Annotated in this window: 26 protein-coding genes; 5 read left to right on the plus strand and 21 right to left on the minus strand. The window is 66.9% G+C overall.

The window, feature by feature from the left end; translation table 11 throughout:
• Positions 1-346 (plus strand): citrate/2-methylcitrate synthase (locus ACK4SE_RS13205; RefSeq protein ID WP_409693561.1); only part of this gene is annotated, 346 nt, incomplete at its 5' end.
• Between the two features lie 193 nt (positions 347-539).
• On the opposite strand, the gene lpxB is transcribed toward ACK4SE_RS13205, so the two are convergent.
• The 17 genes from lpxB to ACK4SE_RS13290 all read right to left on the minus strand — a co-directional run bounded on the left by lpxB (position 540) and on the right by ACK4SE_RS13290 (position 18,256).
• On the minus strand, positions 540-1,706 hold the full coding sequence (gene lpxB / locus ACK4SE_RS13210; RefSeq protein ID WP_409693564.1) for a lipid-A-disaccharide synthase: 1,167 nt from the start codon (positions 1,704-1,706) through the stop codon (positions 540-542).
• Positions 1,703-2,536: a UDP-2,3-diacylglucosamine diphosphatase gene (lpxI, locus tag ACK4SE_RS13215; RefSeq protein ID WP_409693567.1), complete on the minus strand. Its 834-nt coding sequence runs from the start codon at positions 2,534-2,536 to the stop codon at positions 1,703-1,705. Before lpxI ends, lpxB begins: the two co-directional genes overlap by 4 nt.
• Positions 2,533-3,318 carry an acyl-ACP--UDP-N-acetylglucosamine O-acyltransferase gene (lpxA, locus tag ACK4SE_RS13220; protein ID WP_409693568.1) on the minus strand — a complete coding sequence of 262 codons (786 nt, stop codon included), beginning with the start codon at positions 3,316-3,318 and terminating at the stop codon, positions 2,533-2,535. The genes lpxI and lpxA overlap by 4 nt, the downstream gene beginning before the upstream one ends.
• Positions 3,315-3,794 (minus strand): 3-hydroxyacyl-ACP dehydratase FabZ, encoded by a 480-nt coding sequence (gene fabZ, locus ACK4SE_RS13225; RefSeq protein ID WP_409693571.1) that lies wholly within the window; start codon positions 3,792-3,794, stop codon positions 3,315-3,317. The genes lpxA and fabZ overlap by 4 nt, the downstream gene beginning before the upstream one ends.
• Positions 3,787-4,806 (minus strand): UDP-3-O-(3-hydroxymyristoyl)glucosamine N-acyltransferase, encoded by a 1,020-nt coding sequence (gene lpxD, locus ACK4SE_RS13230; RefSeq protein WP_409693574.1) that lies wholly within the window; start codon positions 4,804-4,806, stop codon positions 3,787-3,789. Before lpxD ends, fabZ begins: the two co-directional genes overlap by 8 nt.
• Positions 4,807-4,830: 24 nt before the next feature.
• Positions 4,831-5,400, minus strand: coding sequence for an OmpH family outer membrane protein (locus ACK4SE_RS13235; protein ID WP_409693577.1), 570 nt, complete (start codon positions 5,398-5,400; stop codon positions 4,831-4,833).
• Positions 5,401-5,409: 9 nt separating this feature from the next.
• Entirely contained in the window at positions 5,410-7,833 is a 2,424-nt protein-coding gene (gene bamA / locus ACK4SE_RS13240; protein ID WP_409693580.1) for an outer membrane protein assembly factor BamA, read from the minus strand.
• A gap of 29 nt (positions 7,834-7,862) precedes the next feature.
• On the minus strand, positions 7,863-9,080 hold the full coding sequence (locus ACK4SE_RS13245) for a M50 family metallopeptidase (protein ID WP_409693583.1): 1,218 nt from the start codon (positions 9,078-9,080) through the stop codon (positions 7,863-7,865).
• 64 nt (positions 9,081-9,144) lie between these two features.
• A complete protein-coding gene (gene dxr / locus ACK4SE_RS13250) occupies positions 9,145-10,341 on the minus strand; it encodes a 1-deoxy-D-xylulose-5-phosphate reductoisomerase (protein WP_409693587.1) in 1,197 nt (398 codons plus the stop codon).
• Complete coding sequence (locus ACK4SE_RS13255; RefSeq protein WP_409693588.1) at positions 10,341-11,156, minus strand: phosphatidate cytidylyltransferase; 816 nt, start codon at positions 11,154-11,156, stop codon at positions 10,341-10,343. Before ACK4SE_RS13255 ends, dxr begins: the two co-directional genes overlap by 1 nt.
• Positions 11,156-11,923 carry a polyprenyl diphosphate synthase gene (uppS, locus tag ACK4SE_RS13260; RefSeq protein WP_409693628.1) on the minus strand — a complete coding sequence of 256 codons (768 nt, stop codon included), beginning with the start codon at positions 11,921-11,923 and terminating at the stop codon, positions 11,156-11,158. The genes ACK4SE_RS13255 and uppS overlap by 1 nt, the downstream gene beginning before the upstream one ends.
• A gap of 223 nt (positions 11,924-12,146) precedes the next feature.
• Positions 12,147-12,704, minus strand: coding sequence for a ribosome recycling factor (gene frr / locus ACK4SE_RS13265; protein ID WP_409693591.1), 558 nt, complete (start codon positions 12,702-12,704; stop codon positions 12,147-12,149).
• 25 nt (positions 12,705-12,729) lie between these two features.
• Positions 12,730-13,476: a UMP kinase gene (gene pyrH / locus ACK4SE_RS13270; protein ID WP_409693593.1), complete on the minus strand. Its 747-nt coding sequence runs from the start codon at positions 13,474-13,476 to the stop codon at positions 12,730-12,732.
• 241 nt (positions 13,477-13,717) lie between these two features.
• Positions 13,718-14,653, minus strand: coding sequence for a translation elongation factor Ts (tsf, locus tag ACK4SE_RS13275; RefSeq protein ID WP_409693596.1), 936 nt, complete (start codon positions 14,651-14,653; stop codon positions 13,718-13,720).
• A 90-nt stretch (positions 14,654-14,743) separates the two neighbouring features.
• Positions 14,744-15,706 (minus strand): 30S ribosomal protein S2, encoded by a 963-nt coding sequence (rpsB, locus tag ACK4SE_RS13280; RefSeq protein ID WP_409693599.1) that lies wholly within the window; start codon positions 15,704-15,706, stop codon positions 14,744-14,746.
• Between the two features lie 226 nt (positions 15,707-15,932).
• Positions 15,933-16,862: a DNA adenine methylase gene (locus tag ACK4SE_RS13285; RefSeq protein ID WP_409693602.1), complete on the minus strand. Its 930-nt coding sequence runs from the start codon at positions 16,860-16,862 to the stop codon at positions 15,933-15,935.
• Complete coding sequence (locus ACK4SE_RS13290; RefSeq protein ID WP_409693605.1) at positions 16,859-18,256, minus strand: hypothetical protein; 1,398 nt, start codon at positions 18,254-18,256, stop codon at positions 16,859-16,861. The genes ACK4SE_RS13285 and ACK4SE_RS13290 overlap by 4 nt, the downstream gene beginning before the upstream one ends.
• 371 nt (positions 18,257-18,627) lie before the next feature.
• Here ACK4SE_RS13290 and egtD point away from each other — a divergent pair, with 371 nt between their 5' ends.
• The 3 genes from egtD to ACK4SE_RS13305 are packed head-to-tail and all read left to right on the plus strand — an operon-like array spanning position 18,628 to position 20,853.
• Positions 18,628-19,584, plus strand: a complete 957-nt coding sequence (gene egtD / locus ACK4SE_RS13295) for an L-histidine N(alpha)-methyltransferase (RefSeq protein ID WP_409693607.1) — start codon at positions 18,628-18,630, stop codon at positions 19,582-19,584.
• Entirely contained in the window at positions 19,581-20,282 is a 702-nt protein-coding gene (gene gntA, locus ACK4SE_RS13300) for a guanitoxin biosynthesis heme-dependent pre-guanitoxin N-hydroxylase GntA (RefSeq protein WP_409693609.1), read from the plus strand. The genes egtD and gntA overlap by 4 nt, the downstream gene beginning before the upstream one ends.
• Complete coding sequence (locus ACK4SE_RS13305) at positions 20,272-20,853, plus strand: DUF1989 domain-containing protein (protein WP_409693612.1); 582 nt, start codon at positions 20,272-20,274, stop codon at positions 20,851-20,853. Before gntA ends, ACK4SE_RS13305 begins: the two co-directional genes overlap by 11 nt.
• 71 nt (positions 20,854-20,924) lie before the next feature.
• Here the strand turns inward: ACK4SE_RS13305 and ACK4SE_RS13310 are convergent, their stop codons facing one another.
• Together ACK4SE_RS13310 and ACK4SE_RS13315 are read right to left on the minus strand one after the other, a co-directional pair.
• Positions 20,925-21,398, minus strand: a complete 474-nt coding sequence (locus ACK4SE_RS13310; RefSeq protein WP_409693614.1) for a nuclear transport factor 2 family protein — start codon at positions 21,396-21,398, stop codon at positions 20,925-20,927.
• Positions 21,399-21,637: 239 nt separating this feature from the next.
• Positions 21,638-22,831 (minus strand): serine hydrolase domain-containing protein, encoded by a 1,194-nt coding sequence (locus tag ACK4SE_RS13315; protein ID WP_409693617.1) that lies wholly within the window; start codon positions 22,829-22,831, stop codon positions 21,638-21,640.
• Between the two features lie 336 nt (positions 22,832-23,167).
• On the opposite strand from ACK4SE_RS13315, the gene ACK4SE_RS13320 reads away from it, so the two are divergent.
• Positions 23,168-23,821: an outer membrane protein gene (locus tag ACK4SE_RS13320; protein WP_409693620.1), complete on the plus strand. Its 654-nt coding sequence runs from the start codon at positions 23,168-23,170 to the stop codon at positions 23,819-23,821.
• Positions 23,822-23,933: 112 nt separating this feature from the next.
• Here ACK4SE_RS13320 and ACK4SE_RS13325 read toward each other — a convergent pair whose 3' ends face one another.
• Positions 23,934-25,010 carry a helix-turn-helix transcriptional regulator gene (locus ACK4SE_RS13325; RefSeq protein WP_409693622.1) on the minus strand — a complete coding sequence of 359 codons (1,077 nt, stop codon included), beginning with the start codon at positions 25,008-25,010 and terminating at the stop codon, positions 23,934-23,936.
• A gap of 48 nt (positions 25,011-25,058) precedes the next feature.
• The coding region (locus tag ACK4SE_RS13330; RefSeq protein ID WP_409693625.1) for a hypothetical protein at positions 25,059-25,323 on the minus strand (265 nt) is incomplete at its 5' end.

Here is a 25,323-nt window from a genome sequence, read left to right on the forward strand (position 1 = left end):
GAAGGTCATGCAGCAGTCGGCCTACGAAGTGCTGGCCGCCACCGGCCGCGAGAACGACCCGCTGTTCCAGGTCGCGAAGGAACTGGAGGCCGTCGCCCTGAAGGACGACTACTTCGCCGAGCGCAAGCTGTTCCCGAACGTGGACTTCTATTCCGGCATCACCCTGTCGGCCATGGGCTTCCCCACCACCATGTTCACCGTCCTGTTCGCCCTGGCCCGCACCGTCGGCTGGATCGCCCAGTGGCAGGAGATGATGGAGGACCCGTCGCAGAAGATCGGCCGCCCCCGCCAGCTCTACACGGGCCCCACCGAGCGCGACTACATCACCATCGACCAGCGCGGCTGAACTGGGAAAAGCCCCTTCTCCCATTGGGAGAAGGGGGAACCCGCGCACCGGAGCGCGCAGCGCGAAGGTCCTTGCGCGGGGGATGAGGGCCCGGTGTTTCCAACGGGGAACCATCGAACCCTCACCCTGTGCGCGAAGAATGGATGCTTTGGCATCCATGCGCACAGCCCTCTCCCACAGGGAGAGGGAATCTCTACCCCGCCTTCTCCACGATCACCCGCAGCACCGCGTCCGCCGCCAGCTGTGACGGGTCCGGCCCGCCCCGGCCCATCAGGTCCAGCGCCTCGGTCTGGCGCCGCGCCTGATCGGCGGCGGCCTCGCGGTCGGTCAGCAGCCGCCCCACGGCGGCGGCCAGTTTGTCGGGCGTGGCGTCGCCCTGAAGAAACTCCGGCGCGATCGCCGCGTCCGCCGCCACATTGAACAGGGTGACGTATTTCGTCGTGGCGATGCGCTTGATCAGGGCCCAGCTGAGGCCGTCCATGCGATAGGCGATCACCATCGGCGCCCCCGCCAGGGCCAGCTCGGTGGACACTGTGCCGCTGGTGGCCAGGGCCGCATCGGCGGCAGTCATGGCGTCATGTTTCTCCGCCTCTTCCACCAGATGCGCGCGGAACGGCCAGGCCGCCACCCGCGCCGTCACGTCCGCAGCCACGGTGCCTGCCGCGACGACGGCGACCTCCAGCCCGGAGACCTCGGCCTTCAGCCGCTTCACCGTTTCCTCATAGACCGGCGTCATGCGCGCGATCTCGCCGGGCCGGCTGCCCGGCAGGACCAGCAGCAGCGGCGCATCCGGCGCCATGCCGCGCCGCGCCCGGAACGCCGCCCCGTCCGCCGCCGCCATGTCCACGTGGAGGGCCGCTGACCCCACCACGGTGGTCGCCAGTCCCTCCCGCTCGAACCACGGCGCATCGAACCCGTACAGCGCCAGCAGATGATCCACCGTCCCGGCCAGCACCTTCGCGCGCCCGGGTCGCGAGGCCCACACCTGCGGCCCCACATATTTGATCAGGGGCGTCTTCGGCGACGCCGTCCGGATCGCCTGCGCCACCCGGATGGTGAAGCCCCAGCTGTCGATCAGCACCACGGCGTCGGGCTGCTCACGCGCCGCCAGGGCCGCCGTCTCGGCCACCCGCCGCTTGACCCGGCTGTAGGCGCGAATGCCCTCGATGAAGCCGAGCACCGACAGCTCGCTGATGTCGAAGGGGCTCTCCACCCCCTCCGCCGCCATGTGCGGCCCGCCGACGCCGACGAACGCCACCGCGTCACCGAGACGCGCCTTCAGCGCCCGGGCCAGACCGGCGCCCAGGGCGTCGCCGGACGCCTCGGCGGCCACCAGCATGATCTTCAGCGGTCGGGTCATCGGTGATCCTCGCCCCACACGAACAGCCCCAGCCGGTCGGCGGCCGCGATGATCGCTGGCCGGTCGATGAGGATCAGCTTGCCCGCCATGCCCGCGACCCCGGCCAGCCCCGCCGCCGCCGCGCCCTCAAGGGTGCGCACCCCGATCACCGGCATGTCCACCCGCTCGTCCTGGATGGGCTTGGGCGCCTTGGCCAGGGCCCCGCGCCGCGCATCCGGCCGCCCCCGCAGCGTGGCGGGCATGCCCGCCACCCGGGCCAGCATGGCGTCGGTGCCCTCCTGGGCCTCGACGGCCAGCACCAGACCGTCGCAGACGACGGCGCCCTGGCCGATGTCCAGCTCGCCCGACGCCCGCGCCACCTCCAGCGCCTTCCTCAGATCCGCCAGCGCCGCCGCGTCCGGCGCATGCCGTCCCAGCGCCCCGACGGACACGGTCTCGCCCCCCAGCACCTGATCGGCGCCTTCAATGGCGAAGCCTTCGGCCTCGAACACGCCCAGCACATGGCGCAACAGGGCGTCGTCCCCCTTGGTCGCCGCCTTGATCAGCCCGGGCAGCACCGTCGCGCCCTTCAGGTCCGGCTTCATGTCGCGAAAGTCAGGGCGCTGGACGACGCCGGCGAAACAGACCGCGTCGCAGCCTGCAGTCTTCAGCAGCTTGATGGTCCGTCCGAACTCGCCCAGGCGCGATTCCTCGCCCTCATACCGGGCGAGAGCCTCGTCAGCGAAGCCCTTGATTCGAACAACGAAAAAGGAACGACCTTCGGCCTCGCAACGCCGCGCCACGGCTTGAGGCAGGTCACCGCCCCCGGCCACGATTCCCAGCCGGCTCATCGCTCGGGCAGGCACAGCGGCCGCCTGGAGTCCTCGCGGATGAAGGCGATGATCCGCATGATCTCCGGAAGGTCCGCATAGTCGCCCTCGGCCCGGTCCAGCCGATCCGCGAACGCACCCTCGCCCTCGAACATCTCGCGATAGGCCGCCAGCAGCCGTCGCAGGTCCGCCTTGCCGTATCCGCGCCGCTTGAGCCCCACCAGGTTCAGGCCGTGCAGCCGCGCGTGGTTGCCCCACACCGAGCCGAACGGGATCACATCCCGGGTCACCGCCGACAGGCCGCCCACCATGGCGCCCTCGCCCACGCGGCCGTTCTGGTGCACGGCGCACAGCCCGCCCAGAAACACCTTGTCGCCCACCACCGCATGACCGCCGAGGGTCGCACTGTTGGCCATGACCACATGGTCGCCGACCACGCAGTCGTGGCCCACGTGGGCGCCGGTCATCAGCAGATTGTTCGATCCGATGCGCGTCACGCCATGTCCCTGGGGCGTGCCCCGGTTCAGGGTCGCATGCTCGCGGATGACATTGTCTGCGCCGATCTCCAGACGCACGGTCTCGCCCTTGTAGCCCATGTGCTGGGGATCGCCCCCCACCACGGCGAAGGGATGGATCACCGTGCGCGGGCCGACGATGGTGTCGCGCTCGACCACCGCGTGGCCGCGCAGTTCAACCCCTTCGCCCAGGGCCACGCCGGGGCCCACCACGCACCACGGACCGATCACCACATCGTCGGCCAGGGTCGCCGAGGCGTCGATCGTCGCGGTGGGGTGGATGCTCATGCTCCGGCGCCCTCGGGTTTCGGATTGTCCACAACCATGGCCGCGAACTCGCATTCCGCCGCCATCTTGCCGTCCACGTAGGCCTCGCCCCGGAACTTGAACAGGTCGCCGCGATGCTTGGTCACGTGAACGTTCAGCCGCAGCACATCGCCGGGCCGCACCGGGCGGCGGAACCGCGCCCCGTCCACGGCCATGAACATGATGGTCCTGTCCGACACATCGGCGTCCAGGGTCTTGGACATCAGCAGCGCCCCGGACTGGCCCATGGCCTCGACCAGCAGCACGCCCGGCATCACCGGATTGTTCGGAAAATGCCCTTGGAAGAACGGCTCGTTGGCGGTGACGTTCTTGATGCCGACGATGGATTCGTTGGCCCGGTAATCCTCGGCCCGGTCCACCAGCAGAAACGGGTAGCGGTGCGGAATGCGCCGTAGAACCTCGGCATAGTCGATCGATACGCCCTCGGACTCACTCATCACGCGTTCCCTTGCTTCGCGAAGCCGCCTGTTTGGCCAGCCAGACCGTTTCGCGCAAGAACCGGCGCAGCGGTCTCGCGGGATAACCCGACCAGGTTTCGCCCGGCGGCACGTCCGACAGCACCGCCGCCGCCCCCGCGATCCTGGCGCCGGCGCCGATGGTCTGGTGATCGCCGACCCCGGCCTTGCCGCCGAACATGACACCGTCTCCCACCGTCACGGACCCGGAAATCCCCACATGGGCGGCGAGCAGGCAGAACCGGCCGAGCACCACATTGTGCGCGATATGGACCAGATTATCGATCTTGGTCCCCTCCCCGATCACGGTGTCGTCGTAGGCGCCGCGATCGATGCACGTCCCGGCGCCGATGGACACATCGTCCTGAACGATCACCCGACCCAGCTGGGGAATGTCCACCGGACCCTTCGCGGATCCCGCCGCGCCGAAGCCCGCTTCGCCGATGACCGCGCCGGAGGCGACACGCACCCGGTCGCCGATCAGGGCGAAGGCGATGGAGACATTGGCGCCGATGCGGGCGTCTCGCCCAAGGACGACGCCGGGCCCGATTACCGTGTTCGCGCCGATCACGGTCCCCCGGCCGACGCGCACGCCCGCGCCGATCACCACCCCGGGACCCACACGGACACCGTCTTCCAGGTCGGCCGTGGGATGGACACCCGGGCTATCGTCCGCCTCGATGGCCGGATGGAGCCGGGCGGCGGTCATGGCCCAGGCCGCCTGCGGGAAACGCGTGGCCAGCACGGCGAGATGAGGCGGCGCCCGCTCGACCATGGCGGCCGGTGTGAACACGGCGCCGGCGGTTGTCGTGTCGAGGGCCGGCGCGTGCTTCGGGTCACCCAGAAACGCAATCGCGCCCCGGTCCGCCTTGGACAGGGGCGCGACGGTGTTGACGACCGCATCGCCGCCGCGAACCACCTCCGCCCCAGTCAGGGCGGCGATGTCTGCGACGCTCAGCGGATCAGCGGTCGTGAAGAAGCGGGCGTCGGGCATGCCGGATCAACCCGCTCCCTGCACTTACTGCTGTTGCGCCGGCGGCGTCTGGCGGCTGAAGCTCAGCGACGGCAGGGCGCTGTTGAGGCGCTCGATCACCGTGTCGGTGATGTCCATGGCCGGGTTCATCACATAGACGCTTTCACGGTCCACCAGCATGCCGCAGCCGCGCTCCTGGTACACGGCGACGATGATCGGATCGACGGCGGTGGCGATGGCGTTGATCTGTTGCGCGCGGGTGTAGCGCAGCTCCACATCGCGGGTCTGCTCCAGCTGCTGGGCTTCCTGGATGCGCTGCTGCAGCTGCTGCACCCGGGGACCTTGCTGATCCTGGGGCAGTTGCTGGATGGCGGTGGCTTCGTTCTGGATGGACGTGCCGTAAGGCGCGAGTTCACCCTGAACTTCCTGCACCAGGCGCTGCATGCCCTGGTTCAGGGACTGGCCGGCGGACGACTGCGCCAGCAGGCGCTCGTTATGATAGACGCACATGCCCGGAATGGCCGGACCCGGGTTCTGCAGCTGGGTCTGGGCGGCGGCGGCCTGGGCCGAAAGAGCGATGACGCCCGCGACGGCCGTAAGAAGAAGACGTTTCATGTTGAACCTTTAGAACTGGGTCGAGGTTGAGAAACGGAAGGTTTCCGTGACGTCGTAGTCCTCTTCTGCGAGGACCTGGCTGAAGTCGAGCCGGATCGGGCCCATGGGCGAACGCCAGTGTACGCTGAGGCCGGCCGAGGCGCGCAGGGCCATATCGTCGATGATCCGCTCGTTGATCACGCCGTTGTCGTCAAGCCGGTAGCGATTATCGAGCTGGCCGAGGGTGCCGACATCGACGAAGAGCGACGTGCGGATGCCGTACTCTTCGGGGAGGTAGTTGGGCAACGTCAGTTCTGCGGTTCCGATGGCATAGAAATTCCCGCCCAGCGCGTTGCCGCGGCTGGAGACCTGGGTCGTGTCACGGGGACCGATGCCTGCGGTTTCAAATCCGCGGAAGCTGTTGCCGCCCTTGAAGAAGCGATCGTTGATCCGGATGGCGTCGCCGTTCCAGCCCGCGATGTAGCCCATCGAGCCCTGCAGACTGACGATCCATTGGGGACTGAACCCGTAGTACCAGGCAGCGTCCATCTCGGTGCGGATGTAGTTCACATCGCCGCCGACGCCCGCGAAATCCTGGCGCAGATTGCCGGTCCAGCCCCGCGTCGGACGCACCGGATCATTTCGGCGGTCCACCAGCAGGGTGTAACCGACCGACGAGTTGAGCGACTCGCCGAGCTGCTCGCACAGGGCCCGTGATCCGCCACCGTTGTCGCAGGTCGTGCCCGGCACGGTGACATCGTCGGCCCGCAGCGAGTAACGCGTCGACAGCAGCGTGTAGCCGTTGATGGGCCAGGAGAGGCGCAAGCCGCCGCCCGTCGATTCATAGGTGTAGGACGAGTATTCGCTGTAGTCGTAGCGGGAGTGGTACAGATCCCACCCGGCGCGCACGTCGCGGCCGAGGAACTTGGGCTCGGTGAACCGGAAGTCGATCTGTTGCCGGATCGAACCCCACTCCAGCCGCGCCACAACGTTCTGGCCGCGGCCGCGGAAGTTCCGCTCCGAAATACCCAGATTGACGATGAAGGAATCCACCGAACTGAAGCCCGCGCCCACCGACAGTTCCCCGGTGGGCTGTTCGGTCACCTGGACTGTCACGACGCTGCGGTCAGGCTCGCTGCCCCGCACTTCCGTGATCGTCACGTTCTCGAAGAAGCCCAGGGCCCGCAGATTGTTGCGCGACCGTTCCACCAGGGTGCGGTTGAAGGCGTCGCCTTCCATCAGCATCAGCTCGCGCCGGATGACCGGGTCGATGGTGCGGGTGTTGCCCACCACATCGATCCGCTCGACGTAGACCCGCTCGCCCTCGCGGACGTTGAAGGTCACGTCGACGGTCCGGGTTTCCGGGTTGGCGACATAGCCGGGCCGAATGTCCACGAAGGCATAGCCGGCCGAGCCGGCGGCGAACGTCAGCGCGTCGACCGATTGCTCGATGCGGTCGCTTTCGTACAGGTCGCCTTCCTGAAGCGGCAGGAGCCGCCGGAGGAAATCGGCGTTCAGGCGCTCGCTCTGGGTCGCGACTGTGATGTTGCCGAAATTGTACTGCTCGCCCTCATCCACCGTCAGGGTGACGAGGAAGTCGTCCTGGCTGGGCGACAGCTCGGCCACGGCCGAGACAACCCTGAAATCATAATAGCCCCGGTTGGTGTAGAAGCTGCGGAGCTGCTCCTGGTCATAGTCCAGGCGGTTGGGGTCGTAGTTGTCATTACTGGAGAACAGCCGCCACCAGCGCGAGGTCTTGGTCACCATCACGCCGCGCAAATCGTTGTCCGAAAACGCCTGGTTGCCGAGGAAATTGATGCCCCGGACACCGGTGGAGACGCCCTCGTCGATCTCGAACACCAGATCCACGCGGTTCTGCTCAAGCTGCACCAGCTTGGGGGTCACCGTGGCCGAGATGCGTCCCGACAGCCGGTACAGTTCGACGATGCTCTGCACATCTTCCTGCACCCGCGCCGGGGTGTAGATGCCGCGCGGCCGGATGGTGACCTCCTCGCGCAGCTTGTCCTCGCTGATGGCGCTGTTGCCCTCGAACACCACCTGGTTGATCACGGGGTTCTCGATGACCTGGACGATCAGGTCGGTCCCGTTCAGCGCCATCTGGACGTCGGCGAACAGGTTGGTGCGATAGAGGGTGCGCACGGCCACATCCAGCAGCACCGGGTCCACTGCCCCGCCAGCCTGGATCGGCAGGTAGGAAAGGATGGTGGTCTGGTCGATCCGCTGGTTGCCCTGGACCATGATCCGGTTGGCGACGCCGACCTGTGCGTCCTGCCCGGCAGCGGGCTGCGCCTGCTCCGTTGGCGGCGTCTGGACCTCCTGGTTCGCAGCGACGTCCTGCGCCAGGGCCGGGCCGCCAAGGCCTGCAGCGATGATCAGCGCCAGGACGCTGGCGCGGCCGTGGGTGCGGAGAGCTTCGGAACGTCTTTGAATCATGGAAAAAACCATCGGCGAGCGGCGATTGCTCATGAAGCGAGCCCGCCCAGGAATTGAAAGAGACTGAGCTTGCGCAGGTCGTTCCAGGTGGCGAACAACATCAAACCGACCAGCAATACAAGACCAATGCGATACCCCACCTCCTGGACCCCGGCGGCCAGCGGACGCCGCGCGACGGCTTCGTAGCCGTAGAACAGCAGGTGCCCCCCGTCCAGAACCGGTATGGGCAACAGGTTTAGAAAGCCAATTCCGATCGAAAGTATGGCGGCGAAGCTGATCAGCGTCAGGGATACGTTCGCCAGGCGAATTCCGGCGGACGCCTCGACGTCGGCGGCGGCGTTGGTCAGGGCGCCGGAAGCCTTGGCGATGCCCAGCGGGCCACTGAGCTGATCTCCGGATTCGCGCCCGGTGATGATCCGCCCCAGATAGGTCACGGTCGTCTCCAGCACCGCGCCCGTCTCCTTGACGCCCTGCCAGACGGCTTCGTGGGGCGGGTAGCGCACATGTCGCCGTTCGCCGGCCAGGGGCTGCAGTTCCACGCCCAGAACCCCCATCCGGACCGTCCCGGCGATGGGATCGGGTCGTTCAATCCGCGCCGGCGTGGCGGTCAGCGCGACCTCGGCCTCGCCCCGCTGCACCACGAAATCCATCGGATCGTCCGCGCTCAGCGCCACCATGCGGCGCACCGTGGCGTCGTCCTCGACCGCCCGGCCGTTGATGCGCAGGATCAGGTCGCCGGCCTCGAACCCGGCCGCCGCGGCCGCGCTGTCCGGCGCCACGCCCGCAACCCGGGGCGGCCGCATCTCCACGCCGATCAGGCTGAAAAGAAACGCGAAGATGGTGACGGCCAGCACGAAATTGGCGAACGGCCCGGCCGCCACGATCAGGGCGCGCTGCCACACCGGCTTGAAATGGAAATAGTCTTTCTCGGCCCCCTGCCCGTCGTGGGCCGTGATCTGCTCGCGCATGGCGTCCAGCCCGCGCGAATCCGGCACGCTGGACGGATCGGCGTCGCCGGCGAATTTCACGTAGCCGCCCAGGGGGATCCACCCCAGCCGCCATTCGATGCCGTGCCTGTCCGTGCGGCTGAGAACGCCCTTGCCGAAGCCGATGGAGAAGCGGTCCACCTTCACGCCGAAGGCCCGCGCCACCCAGAAGTGGCCCAGCTCGTGGATGGTCACCACCAGCGTCAGCACCAGCAGGAACGGCACGACGTAGATCAGCGCCTGGCCGATGAAATCCAACATGAAGCGAAGCGCCTCCCTAAAGCCGTCGAGGGATTCGACGGCTCCCCCTGTTTACGCGCACTGGTTACGCCGCCTCTGCGCGATCGGCCACGATCCGCTGGGCCGTCCGTCGCGCCAGGGCGTCGATGCGCAGAGCGGCATCGCAGGCATCCGGAGCGTCGGCGGCCTCATCGGCGCGCGCCAGTCGCTCCATGGTTTCGGCCACGACTGCGGCAATATTGAGAAAGCCCAGCTTGCGGTCAAGGAAAGCGAGCGCCCCTACCTCGTTGGCGGCGTTGAACACCGCCGGCGCCGCCCCGCCCGCCTCCAGCGCCTGTCGCGCCAGCGCCAGCGCCGGAAACCGCACCTCATCGGGCGCCTCGAAGGTCAGGGACCCCAGAGCCGCCAGATCCAGGCGCGGCGCAGGCCAGCCGATTCGGTCCGGCCAGGCCAGGGCGCAGGCGATGGGGGTCTTCATGTCCGGCGGGCCCAGCTGGGCCAGGGTCGAGCCGTCGATCATCTCCACCAGGCTGTGAATGATCGATTCGGGGTGCACCACCACGTCGATGCGCCGCGCCTCCAGCCCGAACAGATAGGCCGCCTCGATCATCTCCAGGCCCTTGTTGGCCATGGTCGCGCTGTCGACCGAGATCTTGGCCCCCATGCTCCAGTTGGGATGGGCCACCGCCTGCTCAGGCGTCACCCGCGCCATCTGCTCGCGGGAGAACGCCCGGAATGGCCCGCCCGACGCCGTCAGCACCACCCGCGCCACCCGTTCGGGCGCCTCGGCGGGAAACACCTGAAAGATGGCCGAATGCTCGGAATCCACGGGGATCAGCCGCCCGCCCGCCTGCCGCACCCGCGCCATCAGGGCCGGTCCGCAGCTGACCAGACTTTCCTTATTGGCCAGGGCCAGGGTCGCGCCGGTCGCCGCCGCCGCCCAGGCCGAGCGCAGCCCGGCCGCACCCACGATGGCCGCCATGACCCAGTCCACGGGCCGCGTCGCCGCGTCCACCACGGCCTCCGGGCCCGCCGCCACGGCCACATCCAGCCCGGCCACGGCCGCTTTCAGCTCATCCAGCCGCTCGGCCTCGGCCGTCACCACCAGCCGGGGTCGCCAGCGCCGCGCCTGCTCGGCCAGCAGGGCGATGTTGCCCGCACCGGTCAGGACCTCCACCTCGAACGCGCCGCTGCCCGCCTGCTCGGCCTGATCCATCAGGTCCAGCGTCGAGCGCCCCACCGATCCGGTGGCGCCCAGGATGGTGACGAGGCGCCGGATCATCAGATCACGCCCATCCACTGCAGCAGCACATGCCCGGCGGCGATCACCACCACCGCGAACATCAGCCCGTCGACCCGGTCCAGCAGACCGCCGTGGCCCGGAATCAGGTCGCCCGAGTCCTTGACGCCGTACCGCCGCTTCAGCGCCGACTCCCACAGGTCGCCGGCCATGGTGGCGATGGCGCCCGCCAGACCCAGCGCCGCGCCCCAGACGACGCTCAACGTCCCTAGGTCCGGCCACGGCGACGCTGTCACCAGCGCGCCCGCCGCCAGACCGCCGATCAGCCCGCCGATGAAGCCGGACCAGGTCTTGTTGGGCGAAAACCGGGGCCACAGCTTGGGCCCCTTCAGCAGGGTGCCGACCAGATAGGCCAGCACATCCGCCGACCAGGCCGTCATGAACAGCAGCACGGTCCAGCCCAGACCGTCCGGCTGACCTCTCAGCCAGATGAACAGGATCGCGGGCCAGCCCAGGTACAGAACGCCATAGGCCGCATCCAGCCCCTGCTGGCCCAGCCGACGCGCGAACGCCCCCGCCAGCGCTGCGCCGAACACCAGGGTGATCAGGGCCGCCGGCACATGGCCCACATGGGCGATCAGAACCACCGCCACCAGCGCCGCCGCCACCGCGCCCCACACCATCCGCTGGGCGCCGCGCGCGCTCATCAACGCCCACTCGCGGGCCAGCAGGATGCAGGCGGCGGCGATCAGGGCGGCGAACCACCAGCCCCCGCCCCACGTGGCCAGAATCGCGGCGGGCGCCAGCACCAGGGCCGAGGCCGCCCGCAATCCGATGTCCCTGGCCCGAAACGCCATCAGTTCGCCTTCGCCGTCTGGACAGCCATCGGGGCAGGACGTCCGCCGAAGCGGCGCTCCCGCGCCTGATACGCGTCAATCGCCGCCTTCAACGCCTCAGGCCCGTAGTCGGGCCACAGGATGTCCTGGAAAACCAGTTCAGCGTAGGCCGCCTCCCACAGCAGGAAGTTCGACAGCCGCTCCTCGCCCGAAGTCCGCACGATCAGATCCAGCGGCGGCGCCCCCGCGGTCGACAGCAGCCCGCCGAATTCCGCCTCGCTGATCTCCGGCGTCGCCTCGCCCGTCAGCACCCGTTCCGCATGCTTGCGCGCCGCGTCCACGATGTCGGCCTGACCGCCGTAGTTGAACGCCACCTGCAGCAGGAAGCGGTCATTGTGCGCGGTGTCGCGCTCGGCCTTCCGGACGATGGCGGCGATGTCGGACGGCAGCCCCTCGCGGCGGCCCAGCACCCGGATGCGCACGCCCTCCTTCGCCAGCCCGGTCAGGTCGCTGGCCACATAGGACCGCACCAGCCCCATCAGGTCCGAGACCTCCTCGGCCGGACGACGCCAGTTCTCGGTGGAAAAGCCGAACACGGTCAGGCAGCGCACGCCCAGCCCGTCGCAGCCGCGCACGGTGCGCTTCAGGGCGGACACGCCTTCCTTGTGGCCCGCCGCGCGCGGCAGTCCCCTGGCGGCGGCCCAGCGGCCGTTGCCGTCCATGATGATCGCCACATGCCGGGGCCCCGCATCGGAAGGGCCGTCGGTGGGCGCATCCATCGCGCGCATGTCGTCAGCCATTCCGTGGTCCCATATCACACCGTAGCGTTCTCCCTCTCCCGGTGGGAGAGGGCTGCGCACAGCGGCTTGCGAAAGCAAGGCGCTCCTTCGTGCGCAGGGTGAGGGTCGGGTGCAGCCTGCTGATCCACCGACCCTCATCCCCCGCGCCAGGACCTCCGCGCTGCGCGCTCCGGTGCGCGGGTCCCCCTTCTCCCATCGGGAGAAGGACGACCTAGACCTGCATGATCTCCGCTTCCTTGGTCTTCAGCGTCTCGTCGATGCGCTTGATGGCGGCGTCGGTGTCCTTCTGGACCTCGGCCTCCATCTTCTTCTGGTCGTCCTGGCTGATGTCGCCCGCCTTCTCGGCCTTCTTCAGGTCGTCGTTGGCGTCGCGGCGCACGTTGCGCACGGCGATCTTCTGCTGCTCGGCGTATTTGCCCGCCAGCTTGACCAGGTCCTTGCGGCGCTCCTCGGTCAGGGGCGGGATCGGGATGCGCAGGGTCTGGCCGTCGACGATGGGGTTCAGGCCCAGGCCGGCGGCGCGGATGGCCTTCTCGACCGAGACCACCATGCCCTTGTCCCAGACATTGACCGTGATCATGCGCGGTTCCGGCACGCTGATGGCCGCCACCGCGTTCAGCGGCGAGACGGAGCCGTAGGCCTCCACCTGCACGGGATCCAGCAGGCCGGAGTTGGCCCGGCCGGTGCGCAGGCCGCTGAACTCTTCCTTCAGAGCGGAGACCGCCTTGTCCATGCGGTTTCGATAGGATGCGAGATCGGGTTTGCTCATGCTCTTGTCCGTATTTCCTTTGACCTCAGGCCCCGTTCGCCGGGTTGTCGCTGATGACCGTATAGACTCCCCTGCCCTCGAGCACAGCCTTGAGGGCGCCGTGCTCGCGGATCGAGAAGACCACGATGGGGATGCTGTTGTCGCGCATCAGGGCGATGGCCGAGGCGTCCATGACCCGCAGGTCCTTGGCCAGCACATCGTGATACGTCAGATGATCGTAGCGGGTGGCCGACGAATCCTTCTTGGGATCGGCCGTATAGACCCCGTCCACGCTGGTGCCCTTCAGCAGGGCGTCACAGCCCATCTCGGCGGCGCGCAGGGCGGCGCCCGAGTCCGTGGTGAAGAACGGCGCGCCCACCCCGGCGGCGAAGATCACCACGCGGCCCTTCTCCAGATGGCGCAGGGCCCGGCGGCGGATATAGGGCTCGCAGATGGTGTCCATCTGGATCGCCGACTGCACGCGGGTGTCCACGTTCTGCCGCTCCAGGGCGTTCTGCATGGCCAGGGCGTTCATCACCGTGGCCAGCATGCCCATGTAGTCGGCGCTGGCGCGCTCCATGCCGCTGGCCGCGCCGGACAGGCCGCGGAAGATGTTGCCGCCGCCGATGACCAGGCACAGCTGCACCCCGGTCCGCGCCACCTCGGCGATCTCGGCGGCGATGGCGTCCACGGTCTTGATGTCCAGGCCGTAGCCCTTGTCCCCCATCAGCACCTCGCCCGACACCTTGACCAGCACGCGCTTGTATTTCGGATCGGCGCGGGTGGGGCTCATGGGGATGCTCTCTCGGGTCGGGGGCGCCGGAATCGGCGGGCCCATACTAGACGAAGGGCGCGCCGACCTTAAAGCCGACGCGCCCTGATAATTCTCCCTCCCCGTTCGGGGAGGGTGGTCGCGAAGCGACCGGGTGGGGGCGTCTCGGCGAAACAGCGAGTCTGCCTCGCCCGGCCCTCCCCACCCGGCTGTCGCTGTCGCGCCAGCCGCCCTCCCCCAAGGGGGAGGAAAAGTCACGGCCTCAGCCGCCCGTCATGCTCGCGACTTCGGCGGCGAAGTCGGGCTCGGCCGCCTTCTCGACGCCTTCGCCCAGGGCCATGCGGGTGAAGCCCACCAGCTTGATCTCGGCGCCGAACTCCTTGCCCGAGTCCGCCACCAGCTGCTCGATGGTCTGGTCCGGGTTCATGACGAAGGGCTGCTTGGACAGCACCACTTCCTTCTGGAACTTGGCGATCTGGCCTTCCACGATCTTGGCGATCATGTTGTCCGGACGGCCGTCTTCCTTCGCCTTCTCGGTCAGCACCGCGCGCTCGCGCTCGATGGCCGCAGGGTCCAGGTCGTCGGTGTTCAGCGACAGAGGCGCGGTGGCGGCGATGTGCATGCCGATCTTGCGGCCCAGGTCGCGCAGGGCGGCCTTGTCCGCGGCGCCTTCCAGCGCCACCAGCACGCCGATGCGGCCCAGCGAGGGGGCCACCGCGTTGTGCACATAGGAGGCGACCACGCCTTCGGACACCACGTGACGGGCCACGCGGCGCACCTGCATGTTCTCGCCGATGGTGGCGATCAGATTGGTCACCTCGTCCTGCACGGTCTTGCCGCCGGACAGGGTCGCGGCGTTGACGCCCTCGACATCCCCGGCGTCCAGCGCGGCCACGGCAAATTGCTTGGCGGCGTTCTGGAACAGCTCGTTGCGGGCCACGAAGTCGGTCTCGGCGTTGAACTCGATGACCGCGGCGGTCTCGCCCTTGCCGTCTTCACGGCTGGCGACGGCCACCAGGCCCTCGGCCGCGACGCGGTCGGACTTCTTGGCGGCCTTGGACAGGCCCTTGGTGCGCAGCCAGTCCATGGCGGCTTCCACGTCGCCGTTGTTCTCAACCAGCGCCTTCTTGCAGTCCATCATGCCCGCGCCGGACTTTTCGCGAAGCTCCTTCACGAGGGCGGCAGTGATCTCGGCCATGGTCAATCTCCTGAAATTCGTATGCGGGAACGGCCGGGCTGATTTAGCCCGGCCGCATAACAGTTTCGCCGTCGGTAAGCCCTATGAGGCTCAGGCCGAGGCCTTCTCGGTCTCGACAGCCTCGTTGGCGTCCGAGGTCGCCTCCTTGGCGGCCTCATCAGCCACGGCGGGAGCTTCTTCAGCCTTGGGCGCCTCGGCAGCCGGAGCGTCCTCGGCCTTCGGCTCTTCAGCCTTGGCTTCCATCTCGGCGGCGACGCCTTCGGTTCCGGCCGGGGCGGCTTCTTCAGCAGCGGCCGGAGCCTTCTGGCGCAGGGCCGGCTCGACCGGGTTCTCCATCGCGCCCAGATCCACGCCCGAGGCGGCGGCGCCGGTGGCCAGGCCGTCCAGCACCGCGTCCGCGATCAGGTCGCAGTAGGTCTGGATGGCGCGGGCGGCGTCGTCATTGCCCGGGATCGGATAGGTGATGCCGTCGGGATCGCAGTTGGTGTCCAGGATCGCGATGATCGGGATGTTCAGCTTGCGGGCTTCCAGGATCGCGATCGCTTCCTTGTTGGTGTCGATCACGAACATGATGTCCGGCACGCCGCCCATGTCCTTGATGCCGCCCAGGGACAGCTCCAGCTTGTCGCGCTCGCGCTGCAGGGTCAGCAGTTCCTTCTTGTTGCGGCCTTCGCCGCCGCCTTCAAGAATGCCGTCCAGCTCGCGCAGGCGGGCGATGGAGCCCGACACGGTGCGCCAGTTGGTCAGGGTGCCGCCCAGCCAGCGGTTGTTCATGTAGTACTGGGCGCAGCGCTTGGCGGCCTGGGCCACCGGATCCGACGCCTGACGCTTGGTGCCCACGAACAGCACGCGGCCGCCCTTGGCCGCCACGTCGCGCACGGCCAGCAGGGCCTGGTGCATCAGCGGCATGGACTGCGACAGATCGATGATGTGGATGTTGGAGCGCGAGCCGAAGATGTAGCGTTCCATCTTCGGGTTCCACCGGTGCGTCTGGTGGCCGAAGTGCGCGCCGGCTTCAAGCAGGGTGCGCATGGAGAATTCAGGCAGAGCCATGATCGTTTTGTCCTTTTTCCGATCGAACCTAGCGTGGACGGTTAAAGACCGAATGGTCCTCGGAACGGAGCAAACCGGGATGTCTCCCCGGAACGCGCCACGCCCACGTGCGAAGTGCGGGGGCATTTAGGGTGCTGACCGGGGAAAAGCAAGGGGATCGGGTGGAGGGGGCGGCGGGGGCTGTCCGGCAGGAGGAGACCTAAGTCGCAAAAAGCGGACTCGCCAGTCAGACCAACAACTCAGCCAGCCCCGAACGGATAGCGCCCTCGGAGCAATCAAGCTCGATCATGGACCCCCGGACCGGTGGGATTTTCAGCCCCGGACTGAAGAACATTGCCTCCGACCCCCGGGATCGTTCCCGAGCACTGTAGCCTATAGTATACCTAAGGCAACTTGTGTCTTCATACAGACCGTGTATGGGTTCTACATCATCGTAGGACACTATCCAGCGGACTTTGTTAATATTGTGAGTCGCGAATGCAACATTCGCGTGATCATCATGCCGATAAAAATTATAATATAGATCTCTACCTTTTTTATAATACGGAGGGTCTAGGTAAACTAGTGTCTTACTAGGCCACTTTGGTGATTCTTGAAGTAAAAATTCAACAGCATCCAAATTGGTGAGCGAAATACGTCTTCGCATTCGCGAAATTTTCTGAATTCTCTCTACAAGAGCATCTTTGTTATAGCGGGCATCTAGCTTCCATGGACCGTCCTGCTTGACGCCGCCAATCGCACCACCATTAAGGATGCCCGAACGGTTAGTTCGGTTCAGGAAGAACGTGGCGAATGCGAGTTCTAGGCTAGCTTCACGCGCCTCAGTAAACACGCGCTTGGCCCGTTCGCGGGTCTCCATCGTGACGTCCGTATCACGGATGAGCCGGGTGAGATCGTCCGTATCGTTGAGGACAGCCTGCCAAAACGCAAAAATGGGCAAGTTCAGGTCGTTGATCGCGATCCGGCGAACTACCCCGGTCAACAGCAGCTCGAAAGCCACAGCGGCGCCGCCGGCGTAGGGCTCAACGTAGGTTCCATCTTGGAGTCCATTGGCCCGGACCACTTCGGCGACGAAGCGAGCGAGCTTCCCCTTGCCGCCGGGGTAGCGCAGCGGCGAGAAATGCCCAGAGGGGGAGGATTTGCGAACCACCGTCACTTGTGCGCCCCGTATATCGCCGTGAAGAATGGGATCGCGCTGTCCCAGGCGTTCCGGAGGTCGTCGGGTGATGGCTTCTGGAAGTGGTTGTGGATGTACCCGTTGAGGGCACCAAACGACACGTTGCCCGCCTTGGCCGTCAGGATCGTCTTAATCGCGTTTAGATCGCCCTTCTTAGCTAGCCTTCCCGGCGTAGTGGTGAGGTGCAGGCAGACCGTGCTGAATCGCCCCTTCAAATCCAGAGCTTCGCCCGCGCTGTCCTTATCTGAAAGGCCGCTTTTTCTCATCTCGGTTTCAATCGAAAACTCAAGCCATGCGCGAAACAGAAAGGCACAGCCCAGAGGGGTATCTCGCAGCTTGAGCTTGCTAGCCTCCCGCAACAGTTGCTTACCCTTCTCGTTCGTGGGCTCCGCGAACTGGTGCCTGCTGGGCGCAAGGGTCGCCCGGGGAGGTGTCACCTTCTTTGTCTTCACGGCTTTGGAAGGCGTCACCTTCGCCGCCAAGCGGGGACGTTTAGCGCCGTCCTTAACGTTCGTAGTCGCGAACGCTTGGGCGGCCGTCTCGACCTGCTTACCGACCTCAAAATCTTTGGGCAGCGACGTGAAATATTCGTCTATCTCAGATGCCTTATTGTAGGTTCTAGACGTCACCTCTCCGGCATCCATATCGCTGAATATCTGACTAAGAACCTTGATGATATACTCAGGATTCCGCTTGAAAGCTGGACCGTCGTCGCCTTGTTTTTCGACAAATCCAAGATGCTGCTTTCCAGCCTTGGACACCAAAAAACGGCGCAGTGTTGTCGGACTTTTTTCCACGCTTTTCTTGATCCGATGCCAGTCGGATTCTTCAAAGGTAGAGTTGCGCTCCACGAACCCGATGACGTCTAGAACAGTCCGGTCTTTTTGGAATCGGTCGCTTTCCAGCGTGCCCCATGAGATGCGCCCCTCGCCGTCAAGATTTTTCCCGTGGCGACGCTCGATCCATTCATTTGCGTCCGCCCGGTTCTCGAACAGGACACAGCTTATTGGCTCTACCGGCGCGAACTCGGCTGCGGCCTCCCGAAGGCGCTTCTTGGTGCTGTCGCCCAAGTTGGTACCGTCCAGTAGGTCGGGGTTGTAGAGCACTTTCAGGGCGGCGAGCCGTCGGTTGCCGTCCACCACCGTGAAACTGTCCTCATCCTCCTCGTCGGCGATGATGTAGAAGCTGTCGCCCGGATCCAGATCATTGGCCTTGATGCTGGCCATCATGTTGCGGAAGTGCTGCGTGTTGAGGCGCACGACTGCTTCTAGGGCCTCGGACTGGCCTTCAACCTTCCCGGTTCTCGGGTTCTCCAAATCCAACAAGAGGTCATCGACCTCCGCCTCCATCTTGGTGGTGTGAAGTCTCGCCATCGTATCCCCCCGGCCCAAGTTCGTACCATTCAACGTCTGCGTGTCTTTCGCAAGGCGTTGACCGATTAGCATCCAGCAGTCTGTCGCAGCCGTAAGCCCCCGCGCCGAACATCTGCAATGGACCCATAGGCTGAAGCTCGTCCGATCATCGCGACCACGGGGCGGCGCGCCCGTGGTCGCGCCGACCGCCGGGCTGGCCCAGCAGACCCATCTGGCCCCACCCGCTTCGGCACCGCTCGATCTTCCCGTCCCTCGGGGGTGGATGAACGGGCGGCCAAGCTCAGCCCATGCCGCAACGATCCCCCAACCACGACGTTGCTAACCCATGGGCCCCCTCGCGCGGCCTTCCCCCTACCCGCCAGGACTCCGCCTTGTTCGACAACGAACCCAATCTCACCGATCTGGACTTCGAGGCCTCGGTGGCCCAGAGCCTGGCTCTGTCGCCGCCCCGGATCGCCAGCAAATGGCTGTATGACGACAAGGGCGCGATCCTGTTCGAGGGCATCGTCTCCTCCCCGGACTATTACGTCGGGCGCGCCGAGCTGGAGATTCTGGACGCCCACGCCGGCGAGATCGGCGCCGCGCTGGGGGCGGGCGGCAGTCTGGTGGAGCTGGGCAGCGGCGCCAGCACCAAGGTGCGCAAGCTGCTGGACGCCATGCCGCGCCTGGGCCGCTATGTGCCCGTCGAGATTTCCGAGGCGCAGCTGCTGGAGGCCGCCGCCACCCTGCGCGACGACTATCCCGGGCTGGAGATCGTGCCGATCGCGGCGGACTTCACCAAGGATTTCGACCTGACGGCCGTGGTGGGCGACGGGCCGGTGCTCGGCTTCTTTCCCGGCTCGACCCTGTGCAACCTGCTCCCGGCCAACAGCGAGGCCTTTCTGCGCCGCATGCACGGCCTGCTGGGCCCCGACAGCTTCTTCCTCGCGGGCGTCGATCTGCACAAGGAGCCCGAGGTCCTGCTAGCCGCCTACAATGAGCCGGGCGGCGCCATCTGGGACTTCAATCTGAACATCCTCGACCGCATGAACCGGGAGCTGGGAACCGGCCTCGACCGCGCCGACTTCCGCCACGAGGCCATCTACAACGCCGACCTGCGCCGCATCGAGGCGGCCATCTATCCGCTGCGCGACATCGTCGTGCGGGTGGCCGGTCAGACCTTCGACCTGCCCGCCGAACAGCCGATCGTGCTGGAGTACTCCCACAAATACACCCTCGAGACCTTCGCCGCCCTGGCCGCCCGCGCCGGCTGGCACACGGTCGATGCGTGGACGGATCACAACCAGCTGTTCTCCATGCACTTCCTGACCAACCGGAGCCCGGCGTGACCGCCGCCGTCGCCCCCAACCCCCATCCCCTCGCCGTCGCCTTCGAGGGCTTTGTGCGGGATCAGGCGTTCCCGTGCGTCGGCGCCAAGGCCGCCCTGGCCCGCAGCCAGATGGAGATCGTGGTGGCCCGCGACATCACCTCGGCCTGGGATGACCTGCGCATCCACCCGGGACTGTTCGAGGCCGCCCGCCGCTTCACCGTCGATCCCACCCTGTTCCAGAGCTTCGTGGTCATCTTCGAGGGGCCGCGCGACCTCGACGAGGTCGCCTTCGAACGCGCCATGTGGGACCGGATCCAGTCGCTGGCCGACAAGGACGCCTGGCAGGGCCTGGCCTATGACGCCACAGTCGATCCCGACCCCGACAGCCCCCACTTCTCGCTCAGTTTCGGCGGCGAGGCCTTCTTCGCCGTGGGCATGCACCCGGGCGCCAGCCGGCCCGCGCGCCGGTTCCAGACCCCCGCCGTGGTCTTCAACCTGCACCGCCAGTTCGAGATGCTGCGCACCTCGGGCGCCTATGAAAAGCTGAGGGCCAGCATCCTCGAGCGTGACGTGGCCCTCGCCGGCGCCGTCAATCCCATGCTGGCCCGCCACGGCGAGAGCTCCGAGGCGCGCCAGTACAGCGGCCGGGCGGTGGACCCCGCCTGGTCCTGCCCCCTGTCGACCCCGCGCAACAAGAGGTCCGGTCATGCCGCATGAGATCGCCCCGCGCTCCGGCGTCGCCTTCGAGCTGAAGGCCGGCCAGCGCCTGAAGATCATCGACCCCCGGGGCGAACAGGTCAGCGATCTCCTCGCCTTCAACCGCCACGACATCGGCGAGGTGATCTCGTCCGGCCGCACCCTCGACTATACCAGCCGCATCTATCTGACCACCGGCGACGCGCTGTATTCCAACCGCTCCAACGTCATGATGCGCATCGAGGAGGACAAGGTCGGCCGCCACGACTTCCTGCTGACCCCCTGCTCGGCCGACACCTTCCGCATCATCTACGGCGACACCGATCCGCACCGGGGCTGCTTCGGCAATCTGGCCGAGGCCCTGGCGCCCTATGGCGTCGGGCCGGACCAGATCCCCACCGCCTTCAACGTCTTCATGAACGTGCCCGTGGACGGCGCCACCGGCGCCCTCACCGTCGAGCCGCCGCTCAGCAAGGCCGGCGACTACACCGTGTTCGAGGCCTGCATGGACCTGATCATCGGCATGACCGCCTGCTCGGCGCTCCAGTCCAACAACAACGCCTTCAAGCCGATCCACTACGAGATCCTGTAGAGATCCTCCCCCATCGGGGGAGGGGGACCATGCGAAGCATGGTGGAGGGGGCCTATCCGCGCCTACGCGCCCTACTCCGCCCCGCCCCGGATCACCCCGACCACCGCCTCGGCGTCGTCATTGGGCACGGCGAAGCTCAGCACATATTGCTCGACCTTCCAGCCGTCGTCGGTCAGGCGCAGCACCCCCGACCCGCGCAGGACGCCATAGGACGCGTGGTCCAGCACCTCGTCGAACCAGGCCACGCAGCGGCAGTCGATGTCGGCGATGGTCACCGTCCGCGCCCTCGGTTCATAGGTCCAGCCCCGCCCCCGCGAGAAGTGCGGCTCGGCATAGGCCCGGAACGCCTCAAGGCTCCAGCGCTCCTCCGCGTCCGTGCCGATGAACCGCGCGTCCGGCGTGTACAGGTCGAAATAGGCCGCCCCGTCCGCCGCCGACGCCGTCGCATGCAGCCGGTCCAGCACCGCCCCCACGGCCTCCTCCGGCGTCTGGGCCCAAGCGGGCGCGGCAGTCAGCAGAACGGCGGCGATGATCAGACAGCGCATGGAACGGCTCCCGGGTTGATCCCCCCTTGTGCACCCCTTCCCGCCTCCCGCAAACCACCCCTCTCCCCGTGGGAGAGGGCTGCGCGCAGCGGGATGCGGAGCAGACCGCTTCTTCGCGCGCAGGGTGAGGGTCGGGTGGTCGATTGCTGGCACATCCGCCCCTCATCCCCCGCGCGCAGAACGAAGCCGCTGACGCGCCTTCGTGCGCGGGTTCCCCCTTCTCCCATCGGGAGAAGGGTTCAGTTCGGCGCGATCCGGTCCGGCAGCGGCGCCCCGATCACCTCGGCGATGGCCTGCTGGGTGATCACGAACAGCGTGTCCCTCTGGTGGTAGTAGTTCGACAGCGCCACCACCGTCACATCCTGCGCCGGATGATAGGTCATCAGCGCCCGGAACCCCGCCCAGCTGCCGGTGTGATAGATCTGCCCGGCCAGGAACCCCGGCTCCATGCGCGCGCCGAGGTCCGCCATGTACAGGCCGTAGCCCCAGCCCCGCGGCGGCCGTCCCGGCGGGCCCTCGTCATCGGGCGGATTGTGCGGCGTGATCATCACCCGATAGCTCTCCGCCGACAGCAGCCGCCCCCCGTGCAGCGCCCGGTTCCACGCCAGCAGGTCGTCCGCCGTCGCATACAGCCCGCCCGAGGCATAGACGATCGACGCATTGGACTCCGGCTGCGGCGTCCGCCCGCCAGCCAGCCAGGCATAGCCCATGGCCGTCTCCACCGAGCCGTCGTCGAACCCGGTGTCGTCCATGCCCAGCGGCTCGAAGAACTCCGCCCGCAGCCACGCGTGATAATCCCGCCCCGTCGCCGCCTCGAGGATCGCCCCGGCCAGGTTGTAGCCCGCGTTGGAATAGCGGATGCGCGTGCCCGGCTCGAAGCTCAGCCGGAACGCCGCCGACGCCGCCGTCAGCTGCTCCGGCGTCTGGTGCGTCCGCCGCATCTCGCCCCAGCCCGGCCGCTGCATCAGGTCCGGAATGCCCGAGGTGTGGCTCAGCAGATGGTGGATGCGCACCGGCGCCCAGGCCTGCGGGCACGGCTGGATCCACCGGCACACCGGATCGTCCACGCTCAGCACCCCCTCGTCCTGCAGCCGCAGGATCGCCGCCGCCGTGAACTGTTTCGACACCGAGGCGATGCGGAACTTGCTGTCCAGCGCCATGGCTTCGTCCCGCTCGTGACTGGCCGTGCCGTAAACCTTGCGGAACAGCACCTCGTCGCCTCGCGCCACCAGCACCGCCCCGCTGAACCCGCCCAGCACGCTCAGCCCGTCGATCCGCGCCGACAACTGCGGCAGCTGATCCACCACCACCGGCTCGGCCCGCACAGCCGCCGCGGGAGCCGCCGCCTCCGCCTCATCCACCCGCCCCTGCCGCTCACAGGCGGAGAGGGACAGGGACAGCAGGAGAAGGCCGGAAATCAGAACTCTAAACACGCACACATCCATATAAGGGGGAGTCGCAACCGACTCTCCACGAGGTCGGCGCCGACCCCATACTAACCCCCCCCTCGCCCCAACGAAAACCAATCGTCCTGGCCGTCCTGCTGCCCTCTTTGGTGGTGCAGAGCGCGCGGACAACAGCCCGGACCTGAACCAGCTCCGCACCTTGCGGCCTCGCCCCCCGCCGCACGATGCTCGTGTCGTTCTCGCCACAGCCTGCCCCGTTTCGGGGCAAGCCGCGCTTTTCTCTACAATATTGAAGACGACGTACCGGCCCGGCGCAGGCGACCAACGCAGGCGCGATATCCGCGTTTACATTGGGGTGAACTCATGACGATCCGACTCTTTGCAATCGCCGCCGGCGCGGTGGTGGCGCTTGGCACACCTGCCGCAGCCCAGAACTGGTACGGCCAGATCAACGCGGGTGCGAATGTTAGCGGTGAAGTGGACATCGACGCCTCGCTCACCGACGGGACCGACACAATATCGGATTCGGGCTCTTTCGACTTGGATCGTGGCCTGTTCCTGTCGGGCGCCATCGGGCGAGACAACGGACGCTTCCGGGTCGAGGGCGAGGTCCTGTACACTAGGAGCGACGTTGAAGACACGGTCCTTCAGGATGGCTCGGACGAGTACGACCTCGGCGACATCGAAACCACCCAGGCGGCCGTGATGCTGAACGTACTGGTTGATCTGGGCTCCGGCGGTCGCGTTACGCCCTACATCGGCGCTGGCATCGGCTTCGGCGCGACGCGTTTCGAAGCGCCGGAACTGGACGAGGACGAGGTCAAGACCGGGCTGACCTGGCAGCTGAAAGCAGGCGTCGCTTTCGCAATATCGGACCGGGTGACCTTCGACCTGGGGTATCGGTATCTGCGCGGCCCCACCTTCGAAGTCGACTACAATGAAGCTGGCTTTGGCTATTCGCTGGAAGCCGAGCCCACTTCGCATGTGGTCACCGCCGGCATCCGCTTCGCGTTCTGAGCCCCATGGGCGCCAGGACGCATCTGTGTCCTGGCGCCCACTGGCGTCGCGCTGACATCATGGTTCGATCCGGGACTTCAAGCCCCAGAAGGTCCGCCCCGCCCCCTAGGCGTCATAATCTCGGCAGTCGCGCGACCAGCTCAAGCTGGCTCGAAACGCCGACCTTCTGATAGATTTGCCGGACTTGGGTCCTGACGGTCCCCACGGCTACCTGTCGCCTGTGTGCAATAGCGGCTGGTGAGAGGCCCGCCGCGAGTTGCGCCGCCACGACGGCTTCGCTTGCGCTCAGTCCATAAAGGGACCTGGCTGCCCCGGCCACCCTAACCTCGTCCGCACCGGATCCCCGCACAATGATGAGTGCTCGAGGTCCGAAATGCAGCGTGCCCGATCTTGGCAGCGGCGCAGCCTCAAGGAAAAGCCGGTCGTCGCTCAGCAGCCGCCGCACGGCCACGGCGCAAGGTGGCGCGCCTCCGGCCAAGGCTTGGGCAAGCGCAGCCTCGAACCCCCGCCGGCTCGCCTCGCAGGCTGTGGTCAGCACGCCCCCCTTCAGCCTCAACACATCGCCGCCTGAAAGCAGTGTCTCGGCCGACGCCGTCAGGCCGCATACGCGGCCGGCCGCGTCGCAGACAAAGGCCAGCGCCCCAATCGCCTCAATCGCTCCCGCCAGAAGCTTCGCTCCCTGGGCTTCCAGCGCCATCTGCGTTCGCACTGCGGCCCGCGCCTGAATCGCCAGCACGGCAAAGGCGCGCTTCTGCTCGTAGCTGACATTGCCCTGCCCGGCGCTGCGCAGCAGGGCCATGCCTACTTTCTGGTCGGGCTCCTTCACCAGATTGGTCACGCATGCGCTGTGAAGATCGTACCGATGGCACCACGCGGCGTATTCCGGACTTCGCCGCATGTCATCCGCAGTGGTGAACGCTGTTTCGTCCAACACCCTCAGCTCGGCGGCGTGCTGCCCGATCCTGATCCGCGAGTTGACCGCCGGGTCGCCCCCTCCTGCGGAGATGAATTCGGCGCCGGCTTCCGGCGGCGCCCCGGTCATGAGATTGAACGGCACGGTCGCCCTGGACCCCAGGCCGATCAACTGGGCGCCGGCCGATCCAGTGACCGCGGCCAGCCCTTCCAAGGCCGTTTCCCATGAAACCTGACCGAGCCCGGCACACTGAATCAGCTCGGCGGCCCTCTCCATCGAATCCCCTACCCCCGCCATGCATTCCACCCCCAACTTTCCCGAAATTCAGACGAACAGGCCCAACGAGTACCGATGTTCGGCGGCAACAAAAACCGGATATTTCTTGAGAACTCGTCGGTTGAGACTGCCGTTCGTCGAACGGGCGGAAAACCGTGTTCTCCTCTGGCGATGGGTACACCCGGGTTGATCGTGGCCATAGATTTCGGCGCGGAGGGAGTCATCGCCCCCGGTCAATCCCGCATTTCCCGGCGCCAATCCCTTATAAAACAAGGCCCCGCCCTCAAAATCCGGCCCTTTTTCACTGCAGCGC

It is taken from the genome of Brevundimonas sp. (genome assembly GCF_046293315.1).
GTDB lineage: Bacteria > Pseudomonadota > Alphaproteobacteria > Caulobacterales > Caulobacteraceae > Brevundimonas.